This is a genomic window from Frigoribacterium sp. 2355, from assembly GCF_054060695.1.
The window spans coordinates 1-17,572 of sequence record NZ_JBSSDL010000012.1 but is presented as its reverse complement, the minus strand read 5'-3'; the positions used below and the strand labels follow the sequence as shown (position 1 = coordinate 17,572).

Below are 17,572 nucleotides of genomic sequence, written 5' to 3'. Positions count from 1 at the left end.
CGGTGCAGGGATCTGCGGATCGCTCGGCCGGGTGAGACGGTGGCCGCTCGTGACAGCCGTCGTCCATCGTACTCCGGCGTGTACCCCGGTGGGGACGCACGTCGGGGCCGCGGGAGCGGGGGCCGCCGCGGACTCAGTCGTCGGAGCCGAGGTGGCCGGGCAACTCGTGGCCCATGCGGTCGCGCTTCGTGTCGAGGTAGCCCTCGTTGAAGGCACCGACGCCGACGACGAGGGGCACCAGTTCGGTGACCTCGATGCCGTGCTCGCCGAGCTGACGCCGCTTCTCGGGGTTGTTGCTCAGCAGCCTGACGCGGCTGAGCCCGAGGTCGCGCAGCACGTCGGCCGCCGCCCCGTAGTCCCGGGCGTCCGCCGGCAGCCCCAGGGCGAGGTTGGCGTCCAGGGTGTCGAGTCCGTCCTCTTGCAGGCGGTAGGCCCGGAGCTTGTCGACGAGGCCGATGCCCCGACCCTCGTGTCCGCGCAGGTAGACGACGGCCCCGCCGTGGTCCCGGATGGTGTCGAGCGCGGCGTCGAGCTGCGGGCCGCACTCGCACTTGAGGGAGCCGAACGCCTCGCCGGTGAGGCACTCCGAGTGGACGCGCACGAGGGCACCGTCCGCCGGGGGGAGGCCGGCCGGGTCGCTCGCGATGATCGCCACGTGGTCGGCGCCGGTGAGGGTGTCGCGGTAGGCCCTCATGCGGAACGTGCCGTGACGGGTGGGGACCGTGGTCTCGACCTCGAACGACACCTGGGACGATGCGGCGGGCGTGGTGGTCATGCGGGGCTCCTGGGGGTGTCGCGGGCGACGACCACCAGGTCGTCGCCGAGGGGGTGCGCCTCGGTGACGCGCAGTCGTCGTTGCCCGTCGATGTGGTCCACACCGAGGTCGTCGAGGGCCGTCCGGGGGCCGCCGAGCAGCGTGGGCGCGAGGTACACGACGTAGTCGTCGACGAGCCCGAGCCGGACGAACGCGCTGGCCACGGTCGGTCCGCCCTCGACGAACACGCTGCGGACCCCGCGGGCGCCGAGGTCGTCGAGCACGGCCTCGAGGTCGTGCGTCCCCGTCTCGACGATGTCCCGGGGGTGCCGACGCAGGGCGGCGTCGGCCGGCACGGTGCGCGTGCCGACGACGACGGGCAGGGGCTGGTCGGGGAGCAGTTCTCCGCCGTCGCCGCGGGCGGTCAGGCTGGGGTCGTCCGCCAACACGGTGCCCGTGCCCACCAGGATCGCGTCGTGGGCCGCTCGCTGCTCGTGAACGTGCTGCCGTGACGCCGTCCCGGTGATCCAGCGGCTGCTACCGTCGGACGCTGCCGTGCGACCGTCCAGGCTGGACGCCCACTTGAGCGTCACGAACGGTCGGCCCGTCCGGGCCGTCACCAACCAGCGGCGAGCCATCTCGGTGGCCTCGTCGGTGAGCACGCCGTCGACCACCTGGACGCCGGCGCGGCGCAGCCGCTCGGCCCCGCCTCCGGAGGACGCGCCGGGGTCGGCGACGGCGTGGACGACGCGGGAGACGCCCGCCTCGATCAAGGCGACGCTGCACGGACCGGTGCGGCCCACGTGATCGCAGGGTTCGAGCGTGACGACGGCGGTCAGACCCCGCGCCTCGCCGGGGGAGAGGTGCGAGAGGGCGTCGACCTCGGCGTGTGGCGTGCCGGCGCCCCGGTGCCATCCCTCGGCCGCGACGCTGCCGTCGGGACGCAGGAGGACGCAACCGACCTGGGGGTTGACGCCGCGGGCCGGCCCACGTCGCGCGAGCGTGACGGCCCGGCGCATGGCGCGTTCGAGGACGTCGTGGTCGATCGGATCGATGCTCACTGTGCCTCCGGGACGGAACGGTCGCGCGCCGGGGCGTGCGCGGTGGGGGACGGGCGGGCGACGCCGTCGACGGCATCCGTGAGGGAGTCAACGCCGTCGGCCACGGGGTATTCCGCCGAGCCGCCGGGACGGACCCCGGGGCGCCCCAGGTCGGGCCAACCGGCTCGCGCCGACCGAGCGTCGCCCGGTCGTAGGCGGGCCTTCCAGCAGAGGGGGTGGCCTCCGTCACGGTCCGGGTGGAGCCCCGGACCGACGCCCTGGTAGGTGAACCCCGTCCGGCGGGCGACGGCCGCGGAGGCGTCGTTGCCCACGTAGCCCTCCCAGAAGAGTTCTCGGAGCCCTCCGGCGCCGAACGCCCAATCGGCCACCAGGCCGAGCGCCTCGGTCATCATCCCCTGACCCCGCGAGGCGGGGGCCGTCCAGAAGCCGACGTCGGACGACCGGAGCCGAACGCTGACCACGCCCTCGAGCAGACCCGAACCCGGGCGGCGCAGCCCCCAGGTGAACTCGCGTCCCGTCGCCCACCCGTCGTCCACGATGCGTCGCAGGAAGAACTCGGCGTCGGACCGTCCGTACGGCAGGGGCACCGTGGTGAAACGCTGCAGGGTCTCGTCGCGGCAGGCGTCGACGATGGCCGGCACGTCGGCCGCGCTCGGCACCCGTAACTCGAGGGTCGGCGACGCGAGCACGAACGGCAGCACGATCAGGCCTTGCGGACGAAGCCGATGCGGTCGTACACGGTGTCGATCGTGGCCTGGGCGATCTCGTTCGCCCGATCGGCGTTGACGGCGAGGATGCGGTCGAGCTCGACCGGGTCGTCGAGGAGTTCGAGGGCTCGGGCGCGGACGGGCGCGAAGATCTCGACGACGACCTCGGCCACGTCCTTCTTGAGGTCGCCGTAGCCGCGACCCGCGTAGCGCTCCTCGAGGTCGGCCACGCTGGCGCCCGAGAACGACGACAGGATGGTGAGCAGGTTGGAGACCCCCGCTTTGGCCCCGCGGTCGAAGCGGATCTCGCGCTCGGCGTCGGTGACCGCCGACTTGATCTTCTTGGCGGTGCGGCCCGGTTCGTCGAGCATCCACACGACTCCGGAGTCGGTGGCCGCCGACTTGCTCATCTTCGACTCGGGTGACTGCAGGTCGTAGATGCGCGCGGATTCTTTCTGGATCACCGCCTCGGGCACGACGAAGGTCTCGCCGAAACGGGAGTTGAACCGGGTGGCGAGGTCGCGGGTGAGCTCGACGTGCTGACGCTGGTCGTCTCCGACGGGAACCGTCTCGGCCTGGTAGAGCAGGATGTCGGCGGCCATCAGGGTCGGGTAGGCGAACAGGCCGAGCGAGGCCGCGTCGGACCCCTGCTTGGCCGCCTTGTCCTTGAACTGCGTCATGCGGCTGGCCTCGCCGAAGCCGGTCAGGGTGTTGAGCACCCAGGCCAACTGCGTGTGTGCCGGCACGTGCGACTGGATGAACAGCGTCGACTCCGCCGGGTCGATGCCCGCGGCGATGTACTGGGCGGCGGTGCCGCGGATCTGCGCACGCAACGCGGCGGGGTCTTGGGGGACGGTGATGGCGTGCAGGTCGACGACGCAGAACAGGGCGTCGTGCGTCGCCTGCAGCGACTTCCACTGCTGCAGGGCGCCGATGTAGTTGCCGACGTGGAGCGAGTCGGCGGACGGCTGCATGCCGGAGAAGAGACGGGGCTTGGTCATGAGGTCCTCGGTCGGGGTGGTGCGAGAAGAGAAGGGGTGGGACGCGGGTCAGAGCCGGTAGTCGACGACGACCGGGGCGTGGTCCGACCAGCGCTGGTCGTAGGCGGCCGCCCGGTCGACCACGTAGTGCTCGACGGTCTCGGCCAGCGCCGGGGTGGCCAGCTGGTAGTCGATGCGCCAACCGGCGTCGTTGTCGAAGGCCTGACCGCGCCAGGACCACCACGAATAGGGCCCCTCGACCTCGCCGGCGAAGCGTCGACCCACGTCGACCCACCCGAGGCCTTCTCCGCCGGTGCCGTCGACGGTCACGACCTGCTCGCCCGCGGGCCCCAGGAACCGGTCGAAGTACGACCGTTCGCGGGGGAGGAAGCCGGCTCGCTTGACGTTGCCCTTCCAGTTCTTGATGTCGAGTTCGCGGTGGCCCACGTTGAGGTCGCCCGTCACCACCGAGAGCTCGTTGTGGGCGGCGAGCTCGGGGAGCCGCGCCGACATGGCGTCGAGGAACTTCCACTTCTCGTCCTGCTTGGGGGTGTCGACCTCGCCCGAGTGGACGTACGTGCTGACGACGGTCACGACGGTGCCGTCGATCTCGTAGTCGGCCTCGAGCCACCGCCCGGCGCTGTCGAAGTCGTCGGGGCCGAGCTCGACGCGGTGCACGTGGGCCTTGCCCCGGCTGGCGATGGCCACACCGGCCCGCCCCTTGGCGGTGGCCGGGTCGTGCACGACGTTCCACTCGGGGCCGAGCAGGCCCTCGAGGTCGTCGGTCGAGGCGCGCACCTCTTGCAGCGTGAGGACGTCCACGTCGCGAGCCGAGAGCCAGTCGCCCATGCCCTTGCGGAAGGCGGCACGGACGCCGTTGACGTTGACGGTGGCGAGACGGAGGCGCGTGGACATGGGCTCCAGACTAGCGGCGGGCACCGTCACCGGGGTCGTCGGGAGACCCCGTGCCCGGGGCGTCGGACGGGTCACCCCGGCGGACGGCCCGCAGCGACCGCGAGAGCAGCCCGCGGGCGCCGTCCACCAGACGACCGCCCCGCGACCGGGCCCGCGCCTCCTGGGCTCGCCGTTCCTCCTCGAGGCGGCGGAGGCGGGCCGCCTCCTGATGCGGGTCGGCGAGCACGCCGAGGTCGTCCATGCCGACGGCGATCCAGCCGGCGCTGAGCAGCAGGACCTGGCACAGCAGGTTGATCACGATCAACAGTCCGACGACGGCCGCGAACGAGGCGACCAGGGGGTTCGACCCCGTGGCGCGGAGCACGACGCCGCCGACCACGGTCAGCGAGACGAATCCGGCCGCTCCGAGCATCGCCCCCGCGAGCAGTCGACGGAAGGGGATGTGCAGCCCGGCCAACACGCGGAACAGGACGGCCAGCACCGCGGTCTCGAAGACGAACACGAGCACGATGCCGACCACGCGCAGGGTCGCCTCGCCCGCGATCGACCGGGTCGAGACGCCCACCCCGGACAACAGGCCCGAGACCGCCGTGGTGCTGAGCAGCGACAGCGTCGCCGACACGACGACCGCGGCCCCGAATGCGAGGGCCAGGCCGAGGTCGCGCACGATCAGTCGGCCGAGCGGCGTGACCGGTTGCGGTGCCCGGAACACGATGCGCACGCAGTCGCGCATGCTGCCGAGCAGCGTGACGGACGACACCAGCAGGCCGAGCAGGGCGACCGCGCCGGTCCAACCGAAGACCGACGCGTCGAGCAGCAACTCGGGGTCGACGACGCCCGTGCCGTCGACGTCCTGGATGAGCCCGGGGACGGCCGAGCGGATGAACACGATCAACTCGTCACGGAGCACCTGGTCGCCCGAGACGACGAACCCCGCGACCGAGAAGCCCACCCACAGGGCCGCGAACAGGGCGAAGAGCGCCTGGTAGGTCAACCCGGCCGCGAGCAGCGGCCCCTTCGCCGTGACGTGCCGCGCCAGCACCCGGGTCGGCCGCGACCCCACGACGCGTGAGCCGGCCCGCCGGGCGCGTCCGGACGGGCGTCCCGCCGCGGAGGCGCGGGTCGCCTCGGCCGGGTCGGGCGTCGGTTCTCGGGTCCACGGCGCGCGCATGCGTCCAGGGTAGGGGTGGCCGGGCGACGCGGCCCGGCCACCTCGGTCGAGCCCGGGATCGGCGCTGACCCGACGTCCGGACGTTCCGTCTACCATGGACCGACCGTGGGCGTGCCCGGCGTCCTGCCGCACGTCCCCACCATCGAGACTCGAAGAGGTTCACCGTGGCACTACAGGGCGTTGGCGTCGGACGTGGAGTGGCCGTCGGCCCCGTCAAGAAGATGCCCGATCCGCTGCCCGAGCCGGGCACCGATCCCCGCACCGCCGACGCGGCTCTCGAGTACGACGCCGTGCTCACCGCCCTCTCCGCGGTCGCCGCCGACCTCACGGCCCGCGGCGAGAAGGCCGGCGGCGAGGCGAAGGACGTCCTCGACGCCCAGTCTCTGATGGCCCAGGACCCCACCCTCACCGACGACGTGAAGGCCCGCATCGACGACGGTCGCACCGGTGAACGCGCCGTGCACGAGGCGTTCGCCGCCTTCCAGGACCTCCTGATCGGCATGGGGGGCTACATGGCCGAACGCGCGACGGACCTCGGCGACGTGGCGCAGCGCGTCATCGCCTCGCTGCGAGGCGTCCCGGCTCCCGGGGTGCCCGACAGCGACACCCCGTTCGTGCTCGTCGCGCCCGACCTCGCCCCTGCCGACACCGCCCTGCTCGACCTCGACAAGGTGCTCGCCCTGGTCACGCGTGACGGCGGACCCACGTCGCACACCGCCATCCTCGCCCGGTCCAAGTCGATCCCCGCGATCGTCGGGGTGACCGGTGCGCTCGACCTCGCCGACGGCACGATCGTCGTGGCCGACGCCGCGACCGGCGTCGTCACGGTCGACCCGTCCGCCGACGAGGTCGCCGACGCCGAGAAGCGCATCGCCGACCGCGCCGCCGCCGCGGCCGCGCCGCTCACCGAGGGCGCGCTGGCCGACGGCCACACCGTCCCGCTGCTCGCGAACCTCGGCGCGCCGGCCGAGGCGGCCGGGGCCATCGAACTGGGTGCCGAAGGCGTCGGACTGTTCCGCACCGAGTTCCTCTTCCTCGGCAATTCCACCGCGCCCACCGTCGAGAGCCAGACGGCGAGCTACACCGCCCTGCTCGAGGCCTTCCCGGGCAAGAAGGTCGTCGTGCGAGCCCTCGACGCGGGCGCCGACAAGCCGCTCAGCTTCCTGAACGACGCCCACGAGGAGAATCCCGCGCTCGGCCTGCGCGGCCTCCGCGCCCTGCGCGTCAAAGAAGACATCCTGCGCGACCAGCTCACCGCCTTGGCGCAGGCACAGGCGGCGACCACCGCCGACCTGTGGGTCATGGCGCCCATGGTCAGCGACGCCGAAGAGACCGAGTACTTCGTCGCCCTCGGCCGCGAGCTCGGCCTGAAGACGGTCGGCGTGATGGCCGAGGTCCCCTCGCTCGCGGTGCTCGCGGACCAGATCTTCGCCAGCGCCGACTTCGTCAGCGTCGGAACGAACGACCTCACCCAGTACACGATGGCGGCCGATCGCATGCTCGGCTCCGTGGCCGCCTACCAGGACCCCTGGCACCCCGCCGTGCTGCGTCTGGTCAAGTCGCTCGGTGACGCCGGTGCCGCAGCCGGCAAGCCGGTCGGCATCTGCGGCGAGGCCGCGGCCGACCCCCTGCTGGCGGTCGTGCTCGTCGGGCTGGGGGCGACCACGCTCTCGATGACGCCGGCCGCGTTGGCCGACGTGCGTCTCGAGCTCTCCCGGTACACCCTCGACCAGGCTCGCGAGCTCGCGGCCGCCGCCGTCGCGGCGACCACCGCCGCGGGCGCGCGACAGGCCGCCGAAGCCGTCACCGTCTGACGGACGGGACGGCGTCGCCCCTCCCGGGGGCGGCGCCGTCCCTCGTCCGTCCGACCTCGGGGCCGTCGGGCCTCAGGGTGTTCCGGCCTCAGGACGGTCCGGCTTCAGCGTGCGCCGGCCTCGGCGCGACGTTCGTCGAGGTGGTCGGCCAGTTCGCCCCAGGCGACGACCACGTCCCGCAGCGCACCGGCCGTGCTCTCGTCGAGCACCGAGACGAGGCCGCGAGGATCGTCGACGAGGACGAGCGCGCTCAATCTCGACAGCACCGCGTACGACGACGACCGGTCGCCGACGGGTGCGTTCGTGCCCCGCAGTTCGAGGTGCAGGCGACCCGACGACCGCGTGAGACGTGCCCGTACCGGATCGCCGTCCGAGGCGAAGAACTCGGCCAGCGCCTCCCGGTCGTCCGAGAGGACGTCACGCTCCCACCCGTTCTCGGCGAGCCGCGAGTCGGCACCGGCCACCGACTGCCAGAGGACGACCGACCTCTCGGTCGGGGAGGCTCCCGCACGCAGGCCGAAGCGCGCCTCCAGGTTGTCCGCGACGGCGGCGGACACCGCCGCGCGGTCAACCGACGGCGGCGGATCGAGCCGGTCCACCACGACCGCGGCCACGGCGTCCAGTTCGCGAGGCCAGGTCGACACCCGCGTCTCGTCGAGCAAGCGGTCGTGGTCGCCCGAGAGCAGGACCTTCTCGACGAGCTCGTCGAGGCGCGCGAGGGCCCGACCGAACTCCCGGTCGGCGGTGGGTCGGAGGGGCGGCCTCGTCCGGACGGCTGCCGCGAACGCTCGTCGGCGTTCCCGCTGGTCGAGGGGGCGTTCACCGTTGCGGTACGGGCGTCGTCTCACGAGATCGCTCGCGGACCGGGCCGGCAGGGCCGTCGGTCGAGGCGTCGGACGTCGTTCATGGCAGGCCTCTCGAGGGTCGTTGGCGATGACGGGGACCCAGCCTAGGCCGCGTGGGCCGTCTCGGGCCGGGCTGGTCCGAGTCCGCCGTGCATCCGGTCACGGCCCTCCGCCACGGAGCAGAATCGACGGGTGGGCACCCCAATCCGACACCCGTTGGTCGACGCGATCTCGTCGCGCGCCGTCCGGGTCGACAGCAGGGCCCGCGTCGTCCGACTCAGTCGTCCGCTCGCGGACCTCCTCGGTCGACCCCCGACGAGTCGACGCGTCGTGCTCGTCACCAGCGAACGGTCGCGCCTCACCGTCGGCCTCCGGGCCGCGCTGGTCGCCGCCGGGGGCGTCTGGGCCGTGCACGACGACCAGGACCGTCTCCGGGACGGCCTCACGGGCCTGCCGTACGCCGACGTCGACGCCGCGGCCACCGAGCTCGACGCCTCGGTGCCCGTCGTGCCGTCCGCCGGGTGGCTGCCCCTCATCGAGGACGCCGTCGACACCACCTGCCAGCTCAGCGTCGACCTCACGGTGCTCCACAGGGCGTCCCACGACACGAGCCTGGGAGGCGCGGTCGAGACCCTGGGAGCGGCGGTCTCGGGCACCGTCCCGACCCGATGGGGGGCGACCGAGCCCCTGGGCCACGCCTGGGACCGCTGGGTCCTCACCCAACACGCCCGTCACCAGGCTCCCGAGACCGTCCGGGTCGTCGTCGAGGGGCCGCACCTGTCGGCGACGATCACCGCACGGGTCACCGACCACGGCATCGAGGAGACCACGGCGTTGACGGTCGACGTGACCGAGGGGACGCTCGACGACGCCATCGCCCGGCTGACCGACGCTCTCGGCCACATCGCCGAGTCGTCCCTGCCGACCTTCGCCCTCGTCATCGCCCGCGAGGGCGAGTCCGATCGGTGCGTCCGGGCCGTGACCTACCCCCCGCCGAACCCGGTCGCCCTCTTGATCGGCGCACCGTCCGTGCGTCGGCTCGGCCTCGAACGCTCCGCCCTCGACGCCGGACGTCCGGTCGTCGTGGTCGGCCGACCGCGCCTGCCCGCCTACGTCGTGCCGCTGGGTGACGAGGCCACGTCGGGCTGGAACGCCTTGCACCGCACGCTGGAGGCGGTCGGCCCCGAGAGGCTCGCCCAGCTCGTCGCCAGCCCTCTGCTCCAGGCGTGGGAGGAAGACCTGCACGAACTGGACCTGCTGTACGAGAGCACGGCCGAGGCCGAGGCCATGACCGAGGCCGACGCCGGGACGGGCAGCCGGTCCGGCGACCGGGCCGGCAACGAGTCCCAGGCCGGAACCGAGCGTCCGCGTCCGGCCGAGGACGAGAGCTGATGCCCCGCGACATCACCATCCTGAGTCCGCACGTCTACGACCAGCTCGACCTCGCGACGGCTGCCCACGCGGTCGACGGTTCGCTCGGCGTGCGCGAGATCGACGGCGGCGACGCCCTCCAGGTGTTCGGGGCGGGTGGGGTTCCGCTCCTCACCGTCTACCAGGGGGCCGAACTGACCGAGGCGGACGAGGTCCACCGTCTGCTGCCCGACCCGCCCTCGGTGCCCCTCCCGGTGTTCTGGATCGACGCCGTCGCCCCGATGGGCGACGAAGGTGAGACCGGGGTGTCGGTCGCGCTACGACTCGCCCTCGGCCTCGAGGCCGCCTGCATCGTCGAGGACGACTGACCAGGTCGTCGATGCGCGTCCATGCGCCGCCGCGACCCGTCGGACGAGAGAGGGCCCGACCACGTGGTGGTCGGGCCCTCTCTCGTGGCGGTGGCTCGGTGTCAGGCCCGTCCGCGCAAGACGGCCTGCTTGACCTCGGCGATGGCCTGCGTCACCTGGATGCCGCGCGGGCAGGCCTCGGTGCAGTTGAAGGTGGTGCGGCAGCGCCACACGCCTTCTTTGTCGTTCAGGATGTCGAGGCGCACCTGCGCACCCTCGTCGCGCGAGTCGAAGATGAAGCGGTGCGCGTTGACGATGGCGGCCGGACCGAAGTACTGGCCGTCGGTCCAGAACACCGGGCAGCTCGACGTGCAGGCGGCGCAGAGGATGCACTTGGTCGTGTCGTCGAAGCGCTCGCGCTGGGTGGCGCTCTGCAGGCGCTCCTTCTCGGGCTTGGACGAGGCCATGAGGAACGGCTGGATCTCGCGGTACGACTGGAAGAAGGGCTCCATGTCGACGACGAGGTCCTTCTCGAGGGGAAGGCCCTTGATCGCTTCGACGTAGATCGGCTGCGAGATGTCGAGGTCCTTGATCAGCGTCTTGCAGGCCAACCGGTTGCGGCCGTTGATGCGCATCGCGTCGGAGCCGCAGACGCCGTGGGCGCACGAACGACGGAAGGTCAGCGACCCGTCCTGCTCCCACTTGATCTGGTGCAGGGCGTCGAGCACCCGGTCCGTCGGCAGCACCTGGACGTCGAAGTCCTGCCAGCGGGGCTCGTCGTCGACCTCGGGGTCGAACCGGCGGATGATCAGGGTCGCCGTGAACGTGGGGACGGCGTCGGCGCCCTGGGGCTTGTTCTCGAGGACAGCGGTGCTCATGTCAGTACTTCCGTTCCATCGGCTGGTAGTTCGTGATCACGACGGGTTTGGTGTCGAGGCGGATGTGGTCGCCGGCCAGGGACGAGTGGGCGTCGCCCGTCAGGTACGCCATCGTGTGGACGAGCCAGTTCTCGTCGTCGCGCGTGGGGTAGTCCTCGCGGAAGTGCCCCCCGCGGCTCTCTTGACGCGAACGAGCCGAGTAGACGACGACCTCGGCGAGGTCGAGCAGGAAGCCCAGCTCGATGGCCTCGAGCAGGTCGGTGTTGAAGCGCTTGCCCTTGTCCTGCACCGAGATGTTCTTGAACCGGTCGCGGAGGTCGGCGATCACGTGGGTGACCTCGTCGAGGGTCTCTTCGGTACGGAAGACCTGGGCGTTGCGGTCCATGCTGTCCTGCAGCTCTTTGCGCAGCGTCGCGATGCGCTCGGTGCCCGTGGCGTTGCGGACGTCCTCGACGAGACCGCGCACGAAGCCGGCCGGGTCGTCGGGCAGCGGCACGAAGGGTGCGTCCTTCACGTACTCGACGGCGTTGTTGCCGGCGCGCTTGCCGAAGACGTTGATGTCGAGCAGCGAGTTCGTGCCGAGGCGATTCGAGCCGTGCACGCTGACGCAGGCGCACTCGCCGGCGGCGTAGAGGCCCGGCACGACCGTCGTGTTGTCGCGGAGCACCTCGGCCTTGACGTTCGTCGGGATGCCACCCATGGCGTAGTGGGCGGTCGGCAGCACGGGGACGGGCTCGGTGTACGGCTCGACGCCGAGGTAGGTGCGGGCGAACTCCGTGATGTCCGGCAGCTTGGCGTCGATCACGGCGGGGTCGAGGTGCGTGATGTCGAGGTAGACGTAGTCCTTGTGCGGTCCGGCCCCACGGCCTTCGCGGATCTCGGTCGCCATGCAGCGCGCGACGATGTCGCGGGGCGCCAGGTCCTTGATGGTGGGGGCGTAGCGCTCCATGAAGCGCTCGCCCTCGCTGTTGCGCAGGATCGCGCCCTCACCGCGGGCGGCCTCACTCAGCAGGATGCCGAGCCCGGCGAGGCCGGTCGGGTGGAACTGGAAGAACTCCATGTCCTCGAGCGGCAGGCCCTTGCGCCAGATGATGCCCACGCCGTCTCCGGTCAGGGTGTGCGCGTTGGACGTCGTCTTGTAGATCTTGCCGAAGCCGCCGGTGGCGAAGATGACAGCCTTGCCCTGGAACACGTGCAGGTCGCCGGTCGAGAGCTCGTAGGCGATCACGCCGGCCGGGCGCTCTTCTCCGTCGATCTCTCCCATGATGAGGTCGAGGACGTAGAACTCGTTGAAGAAGTTGATGCCGTGCTTGACGCAGTTCTGGTACAGCGTCTGGAGGATCATGTGCCCGGTGCGGTCGGCCGCATAGCAGGCTCGCCGGACGGGGTTCTTGCCGTGCTCGGCCGTGTGGCCGCCGAAGCGACGTTGGTCGATCTTGCCCTCGGGGGTGCGGTTGAACGGCAGCCCCATGTTCTCGAGGTCGAGGACGGCGTCGATCGCCTCCTTGGCGAGGATCTCGGCGGCGTCCTGGTCGACGAGGTAGTCGCCGCCCTTGACGGTGTCGAACGTGTGCCACTCCCAGTTGTCGTCCTCGACGTTGGCGAGGGCCGCCGCCATGCCGCCCTGGGCCGCACCGGTGTGCGAACGGGTCGGGTACAACTTCGAGATCACCGCGGTGCTGGCGTTCGGGCCGGCCTCGATGGCCGCCCTCATGCCCGCACCCCCGGCCCCGACGATGACGATGTCGTGCTGGTGGTAGTGGACGCCGTCGACGACGGTGCTGGCGGGGGCGGGGGAGGGTGTGGTCACGGTTCTTTCCGGTGGGGGACGTGCGGCCGGTGGCCGGAGTGGACGGTGGGCCGGGTGGCTAGCCGGCGGTGCAGAACGACGGCAGCAGGTCGGCCGGGGCGTTCGCGGGGCACGGGTCGAACGTGTAGATCACGAGCGTGCCGAGGACGAGCAGGACGACGGTCGACGTGACGAGCGTGACGAGCAGGACCTTGCGCACCGTCGGCTTCGAGACGTAGTCGTTGACGATCGTCCGCATGCCGTTCGTGCCGTGGATCAGCGCGAGCCAGAGGAGGAGGGTGTCGTAGACCTGCCAGAACGGGCTGGCCCACTTGCCCGCCACGAAGGCGAAGTCGATGGCCTTGACGCCGCCCTCGCTCGCGAGCAGGTTGATGAACAGGTGGCCGAACACGAGCACGACGAGCAGCAGGCCGCTGGCGCGCATGTAGATCCAGCCCCACTTCTCGTAGTTGGTGGAGCGTTGGGCCGCGCGGGCCGAGCGCGGGGCTTCGACGGTCTGGGTGGTCATGGCTCTACTCCGAGAAGACGTTCATCAGGTGGCGCGGGGCGAAACCGGCGAACAGGACCACGGCGAGGCCGATGACGACCCAGAACATGACGCGCTGGTACTTGGTGCCGGGGCCCCAGAAGTCGATGAGGATGATCCGCAGGCCGTTCAGGGCGTGGAACAGGATCGCGGCGACGAGGCCGGTCTCGCCGAGTCCCATGATCGGGTTCTTGTAGGTGCCGATCACCGCGTTGTAGGCCTCGGGGCTGATCCGCACCAGGGCGGTGTCGAGGATGTGCACCAGCAGGAAGAAGTAGATGCTCACGCCGGTGATGCGGTGGAGGACCCACGACCACATGCCCTCACGGCCCCGGTAGAGGGTGCCGGCGATCTTCCCGGGCGCCTTGGGCGCACTGATCTTCGGTGCACCCGGTCTGCCTGCCGGTGATGCGACCGTTCGCGTCGACTGCTCGGCCATGAGCACTTCTCCTCGCGGATGGGGCGGACGACGCTCTCGCTCGATCGGTACGAGGGACAGCCGTGTCCGCTGGTGGCGTTCTCAGAACCTGTCCAGTCTATGTTCCCGCCGAGTGCGGACGCGGCCCCGCCCCTCCGAAGTCGTTCGACGTCGAGACAAGACGGACCCGTCGGCCCGGCCCCGCGATCAGCGGACGGAGGCGCGCTCCGCCCCGTCGCGGACGCTCGCCATCGCCCGTCGGTAGTGCTCGACGAGCTCGTCTCCGAGCGTCTCCCACGTGCGTCCGACGACCGCCCGCCTGCCGGCCTCGCCGAAGCGGGCCCGCATCTCGTCCGAGGCGACCAGGGTGCGGACGCTCCGGCGGAGCGAGTGGTCGTGGCGGGGCTCGAAGAGGAACCCGTCGACCCCGTGCCTCACGAGGTCGAGGGGCCCGCCCGCGGCCGGGGCCACGACCGGCAGTCCGCTGGCGTGGGCCTCCTGGACGGTCTGACCGAAGGTCTCGGTCGAGCCGGTGTGCACGAACACGTCGAGCGCCGCATAGGCGTCCGCGAGGTGCTCGCCGTGCAGAGGGCCGGTGAACACCGGGTCGAGCTGTCGCAGGCGGCGGCGGAGGGCGGGCAGTGAGGGGCCGCCCCCGACGACCACGAGGCGGGCCTCCCGCAGGGGGCGCAGGGCGGCCAGCCGCTCGACCTGTTTCTCGGGGGCCAGTCGGCCCACGTAGCCGACGAGCACCCGGTCGGGTGCGCCCCAGGACTCCCGCAGGGCGCGCACCGCGTCGCCCGACTTGCGGTTTGGGTGGAACAGGGCCGAGTCGACTCCTCGCCCCCAGGTCGCGAGCCGGCCCACGCCGGCCGTCTCGAGATCCCGCAAGGAGGCGCGCGAGGGGACCAGCGTCGTCGTGGCCTGGTCGTGGATGCGGCGCACGAGCCGCCAGGCGACGGCCGAGCCGAGCCCGAGGCCGTTCGTCCCCGCGTACCGGGCGACGTCGGTCTGGAAGACGGCGACCGAGGGCACGCCCAGGCGTGCCGCCGCGGCGATGGCCTGGGCGCCGAGCAGGAACGGCGAGGCGACGTGCACGACGTCGGGTCGGAACCCGGCGATGGCGGCCGCGACCTGCGGGTTCGGCAGTCCGACCGGGAACTGGCGGTAGGCCACGGACGGCACCCGGTGGACGGGGAAGCCGGCGTAGCTCGTGGTCCCGCGGCCCGCCGGGGCGATGACCATGGCCTCGTGTCCGCGTCGGGCCAGGTGGTCGAGCACGCGCAGCACGCTCGTGGTGACCCCGTTGACGGTGGGTAGGAAGCTCTCGGTCACGATCACGACTCGCATCGGTCCTCCTCGGACTGCTCGTGCTGCGAGCCTCGACGGCGACGGTGGCGCGAGGGGATCGGAGGCATGGAGGAGGGGCGTCGATAAGGTGAACTCATGACGATCCAGGAAAGCCTCGACCGGTTCTACAGCATCATCCCGGCGGGTGGCATCGGGTCCCGTCTCTGGCCGCTCAGCCGCGCCGACGCACCCAAGTTCCTGCACGACCTCACCGGCAGCGGGTCGACCCTGCTGCGCGGCACCTGGGACCGCCTCGCCCCCCTCAACGGCGACCAACGCATCATGGTCGTCACCGGGCGGGCACACCGAGCCGCGGTCGAGTCGCAGCTGCCCGGCCTCGCCGACCACAACGTCGTCCTCGAGAGCGAGCCGAAGGACAGCACCGCGGCCATCGGCCTCGCGGCCGCCGTCCTCCGTCGTCGTGAGCCGGACGTCATCATCGGCTCGTTCGCCGCCGACCACGTCATCGCCGACACCCGCGGTTTCGGTCGGGCCGTCCGCGAGGCCATCGTCGCCGCCGACGAGGGCTACATCGCCACGATCGGCATCACCCCCACCGAACCCGCGATCGGGTTCGGCTACATCCATGTCGGCGCACCGCTCGACATCGAGGGCGCACCGAGCGCCCGCACGGTCGAGTCGTTCGTCGAGAAGCCGGACCTCGAGACGGCCGAGCGCTACGTCTCCGGCGGCGACTACCTCTGGAACGGCGGCATGTTCATCTCGCGGGCCGACCGGTTGCTCGAGCAGCTGGGCGAGACCCGTCCCGACCTGCTCGAGGGCATCGAAGAGCTCGCGGCGGCGTGGGACACCCCGAAGCGCGGCGCCGTCGTCGACAAGGTGTGGCCCGGCCTCGAGAAGATCGCCATCGACTACACCGTGGCCGAACCAGCCGCCGCGGCGGGCCGGCTTGCCGTCGTACCCGGCGACTTCGACTGGGACGACGTCGGCGACTTCGCCTCCATCGCCAAGCTGCACGCCGGCGGTCGCAAGAGCGACCTGGCCATCCTCGGCGAGAACGCCCGCGTGCTCGCCGACAGCTCGAGCGGCATCGTCGTCGGCAACAGCGGCCGGCTGATCTCGCTGATCGGCGTCAACGACATCATCGTGGTCGACACCCCCGACGCCCTGCTTGTCACGACGACGGCGAACGCCCAACGCGTCAAGGGCGTCGTGGACGCCCTCAAGCTGAGCGGTCGCAGCGACGTCCTCTGACCCGCTCCGGGCCCGTGGACGTTTCGTGCTCGTTACGTCGTGGTCGCGACTGTGTAACGCCTCGGCATCACTACCACCCGTCGGTCGGAGGCGCCCGTCACAGTAGGTAACCTGTCAGCCATACCCACCCGGCGCGCCTCGTGCCGGGCTGCACCCTGGAGGACAACTTGACTACAACTGCGCGCAAGGCCGTGCTCAGCGGCCTCGCCCTGGCGAGCACCGCCGTCATCCTGGCCGGCTGTGCCTCGGCCCCCGAGAGCGGCTCTGGCTCGACCAGCGGCGCCTCGAGCGACTTCGTCCCTTGCATGGTCTCCGACGCCGGCGGCTTCGACGACAAGTCGTTCAACCAGCTCGGCTACGAGGGCCTGACCGAGGCCGCGAAGACCATCGGGTCCACGCCCAAGACGGTCGAGTCGGCCGACGAGACGGTCTACGACGCCAACCTGTCGAACCTCGCCGACCAGGGCTGCAACCTGATCGTCACGGTCGGCTTCGCGCTCGCCGACGCCACCAAGTCGGCGGCCGAGGCGAACTCGGGCATCAACTACGCCACCATCGACGACTCGTCGATCACGGCCGACAACGTGCAGCCGATCACCTTCAACACGTCCGAGGCCGCGTTCCTCGCGGGCTACGCGGCGGCGAGCTACTCGAAGACCGGCGTCGTCGGCACCTTCGGCGGCATGCAGTTCCCGACCGTCACCATCTTCATGGACGGCTTCGCCGACGGCGTGAAGTACTACAACGAGCAGAAGAGCGAGGACGTCAAGGTCGTCGGCTGGGACGTCGACGCCCAGAACGGCACCTTCACCGGTGGCTTCGAGGCCGGCACCACGGCCAAGCAGAGCGCCCAGACCCTGATCGACCAGAACGCCGACGTCATCCTGCCGGTCGGTGGCCCGATCTACCAGAGCGCCGCCGAGGCGATCCGCGACTCCGGCAAGGACGTCGTCCTGGTCGGTGCCGACAGCGACACCTACGAGACCGACAGCGCCAACAAGGACCTCTTCCTCACCTCGGTGCTCAAGGGCATCAAGCAGGCGACCGACGCGGTCGTCACGCAGGCCAGCGAGGACAAGTTCTCGAGCACGCCCTACGTGGGCACGCTCGAGAACGACGGCGTCGGCATCGCCCCGTTCCACGACTACGCCGACAAGGTCGACTCCGGTCTGCAGGACGAGCTCGACACCATCAAGGCCGGCATCATCGACGGCTCGATCGAGGTCGAGTCCCCGTCGGCGCTCACCAGCTGACGAAAGCACCTCCCGTCATCGATTAGCATCGACTGACCCAGGGCCGGGGGGGGCGGGGCCCCCCCCCCCCCCCGCCCCCCCCACCCCCCCGGGGGGGGCCCCCCCCCCCGGGCCCCCCGCCCCCCCCCCCCCCCAAGACCCCCCAGGGCCGCCCCAC

At 71.5% G+C, this 17,572-nt stretch carries 16 protein-coding genes and 1 pseudogene; 5 read left to right on the top strand and 12 right to left on the bottom strand.

What is annotated here, in order from left to right:
• Positions 1 to 133: 133 nt before the first annotated feature.
• The 6 genes and pseudogenes from ribA to ACVJ1F_RS12840 form a co-directional block, all read right to left on the bottom strand.
• Positions 134 to 754: pseudogene (gene ribA / locus ACVJ1F_RS12865) on the bottom strand (GTP cyclohydrolase II); the annotation flags it as partial.
• Positions 755 to 771: 17 nt separating this feature from the next.
• Entirely contained in the window at positions 772 to 1,773 is a 1,002-nt protein-coding gene (gene ribD, locus ACVJ1F_RS12860) for a bifunctional diaminohydroxyphosphoribosylaminopyrimidine deaminase/5-amino-6-(5-phosphoribosylamino)uracil reductase RibD (protein ID WP_456886737.1), read from the bottom strand.
• A gap of 38 nt (positions 1,774 to 1,811) precedes the next feature.
• Entirely contained in the window at positions 1,812 to 2,516 is a 705-nt protein-coding gene (locus ACVJ1F_RS12855; RefSeq protein WP_456886665.1) for a GNAT family N-acetyltransferase, read from the bottom strand.
• Between the two features lie 2 nt (positions 2,517 to 2,518).
• Entirely contained in the window at positions 2,519 to 3,523 is a 1,005-nt protein-coding gene (gene trpS / locus ACVJ1F_RS12850) for a tryptophan--tRNA ligase (RefSeq protein WP_456886663.1), read from the bottom strand.
• 48 nt (positions 3,524 to 3,571) lie between these two features.
• A complete protein-coding gene (locus ACVJ1F_RS12845; RefSeq protein ID WP_056046429.1) occupies positions 3,572 to 4,417 on the bottom strand; it encodes an exodeoxyribonuclease III in 846 nt (281 codons plus the stop codon).
• 10 nt (positions 4,418 to 4,427) lie between these two features.
• The gene (locus ACVJ1F_RS12840; RefSeq protein WP_123570466.1) at positions 4,428 to 5,588 is read right to left on the bottom strand and encodes a YihY/virulence factor BrkB family protein; all 1,161 of its coding nucleotides are present in this window, start codon (positions 5,586 to 5,588) and stop codon (positions 4,428 to 4,430) included.
• A 164-nt stretch (positions 5,589 to 5,752) separates the two neighbouring features.
• Between ACVJ1F_RS12840 and ptsP the strand changes: the two genes are divergently transcribed.
• Positions 5,753 to 7,402, top strand: a complete 1,650-nt coding sequence (ptsP, locus tag ACVJ1F_RS12835) for a phosphoenolpyruvate--protein phosphotransferase (protein WP_456886661.1) — start codon at positions 5,753 to 5,755, stop codon at positions 7,400 to 7,402.
• Positions 7,403 to 7,506: 104 nt separating this feature from the next.
• Here ptsP and ACVJ1F_RS12830 read toward each other — a convergent pair whose 3' ends face one another.
• Entirely contained in the window at positions 7,507 to 8,250 is a 744-nt protein-coding gene (locus ACVJ1F_RS12830) for a hypothetical protein (protein ID WP_456886659.1), read from the bottom strand.
• Between the two features lie 189 nt (positions 8,251 to 8,439).
• Between ACVJ1F_RS12830 and ACVJ1F_RS12825 the strand changes: the two genes are divergently transcribed.
• Together ACVJ1F_RS12825 and ACVJ1F_RS12820 are read left to right on the top strand one after the other, a co-directional pair.
• Positions 8,440 to 9,639 (top strand): DUF6177 family protein, encoded by a 1,200-nt coding sequence (locus ACVJ1F_RS12825; protein WP_456886657.1) that lies wholly within the window; start codon positions 8,440 to 8,442, stop codon positions 9,637 to 9,639.
• On the top strand, positions 9,639 to 9,986 hold the full coding sequence (locus ACVJ1F_RS12820; RefSeq protein ID WP_456886655.1) for a hypothetical protein: 348 nt from the start codon (positions 9,639 to 9,641) through the stop codon (positions 9,984 to 9,986). Before ACVJ1F_RS12825 ends, ACVJ1F_RS12820 begins: the two co-directional genes overlap by 1 nt.
• A gap of 101 nt (positions 9,987 to 10,087) precedes the next feature.
• Here ACVJ1F_RS12820 and ACVJ1F_RS12815 read toward each other — a convergent pair whose 3' ends face one another.
• The 5 genes from ACVJ1F_RS12815 to ACVJ1F_RS12795 all read right to left on the bottom strand — a co-directional run bounded on the left by ACVJ1F_RS12815 (position 10,088) and on the right by ACVJ1F_RS12795 (position 14,947).
• A complete protein-coding gene (locus tag ACVJ1F_RS12815; RefSeq protein WP_056046419.1) occupies positions 10,088 to 10,843 on the bottom strand; it encodes a succinate dehydrogenase iron-sulfur subunit in 756 nt (251 codons plus the stop codon).
• 1 nt (position 10,844) lies between these two features.
• A complete protein-coding gene (gene sdhA / locus ACVJ1F_RS12810; RefSeq protein ID WP_056046417.1) occupies positions 10,845 to 12,653 on the bottom strand; it encodes a succinate dehydrogenase flavoprotein subunit in 1,809 nt (602 codons plus the stop codon).
• Positions 12,654 to 12,711: 58 nt separating this feature from the next.
• Positions 12,712 to 13,161, bottom strand: a complete 450-nt coding sequence (gene sdhD, locus ACVJ1F_RS12805; protein ID WP_056046415.1) for a succinate dehydrogenase, hydrophobic membrane anchor protein — start codon at positions 13,159 to 13,161, stop codon at positions 12,712 to 12,714.
• Between the two features lie 4 nt (positions 13,162 to 13,165).
• Positions 13,166 to 13,618 (bottom strand): succinate dehydrogenase, cytochrome b556 subunit, encoded by a 453-nt coding sequence (gene sdhC / locus ACVJ1F_RS12800; RefSeq protein ID WP_082460414.1) that lies wholly within the window; start codon positions 13,616 to 13,618, stop codon positions 13,166 to 13,168.
• Positions 13,619 to 13,804: 186 nt separating this feature from the next.
• Positions 13,805 to 14,947 carry a glycosyltransferase family 4 protein gene (locus ACVJ1F_RS12795; RefSeq protein WP_456886652.1) on the bottom strand — a complete coding sequence of 381 codons (1,143 nt, stop codon included), beginning with the start codon at positions 14,945 to 14,947 and terminating at the stop codon, positions 13,805 to 13,807.
• Between the two features lie 96 nt (positions 14,948 to 15,043).
• On the opposite strand from ACVJ1F_RS12795, the gene ACVJ1F_RS12790 reads away from it, so the two are divergent.
• Both ACVJ1F_RS12790 and ACVJ1F_RS12785 read left to right on the top strand, forming a co-directional pair.
• Positions 15,044 to 16,162, top strand: coding sequence for a mannose-1-phosphate guanylyltransferase (locus tag ACVJ1F_RS12790; protein ID WP_123570462.1), 1,119 nt, complete (start codon positions 15,044 to 15,046; stop codon positions 16,160 to 16,162).
• Positions 16,163 to 16,329: 167 nt separating this feature from the next.
• The gene (locus tag ACVJ1F_RS12785; RefSeq protein ID WP_159825424.1) at positions 16,330 to 17,415 is read left to right on the top strand and encodes a BMP family lipoprotein; all 1,086 of its coding nucleotides are present in this window, start codon (positions 16,330 to 16,332) and stop codon (positions 17,413 to 17,415) included.
• The last annotated feature ends 157 nt before the right edge of the window (positions 17,416 to 17,572 follow it).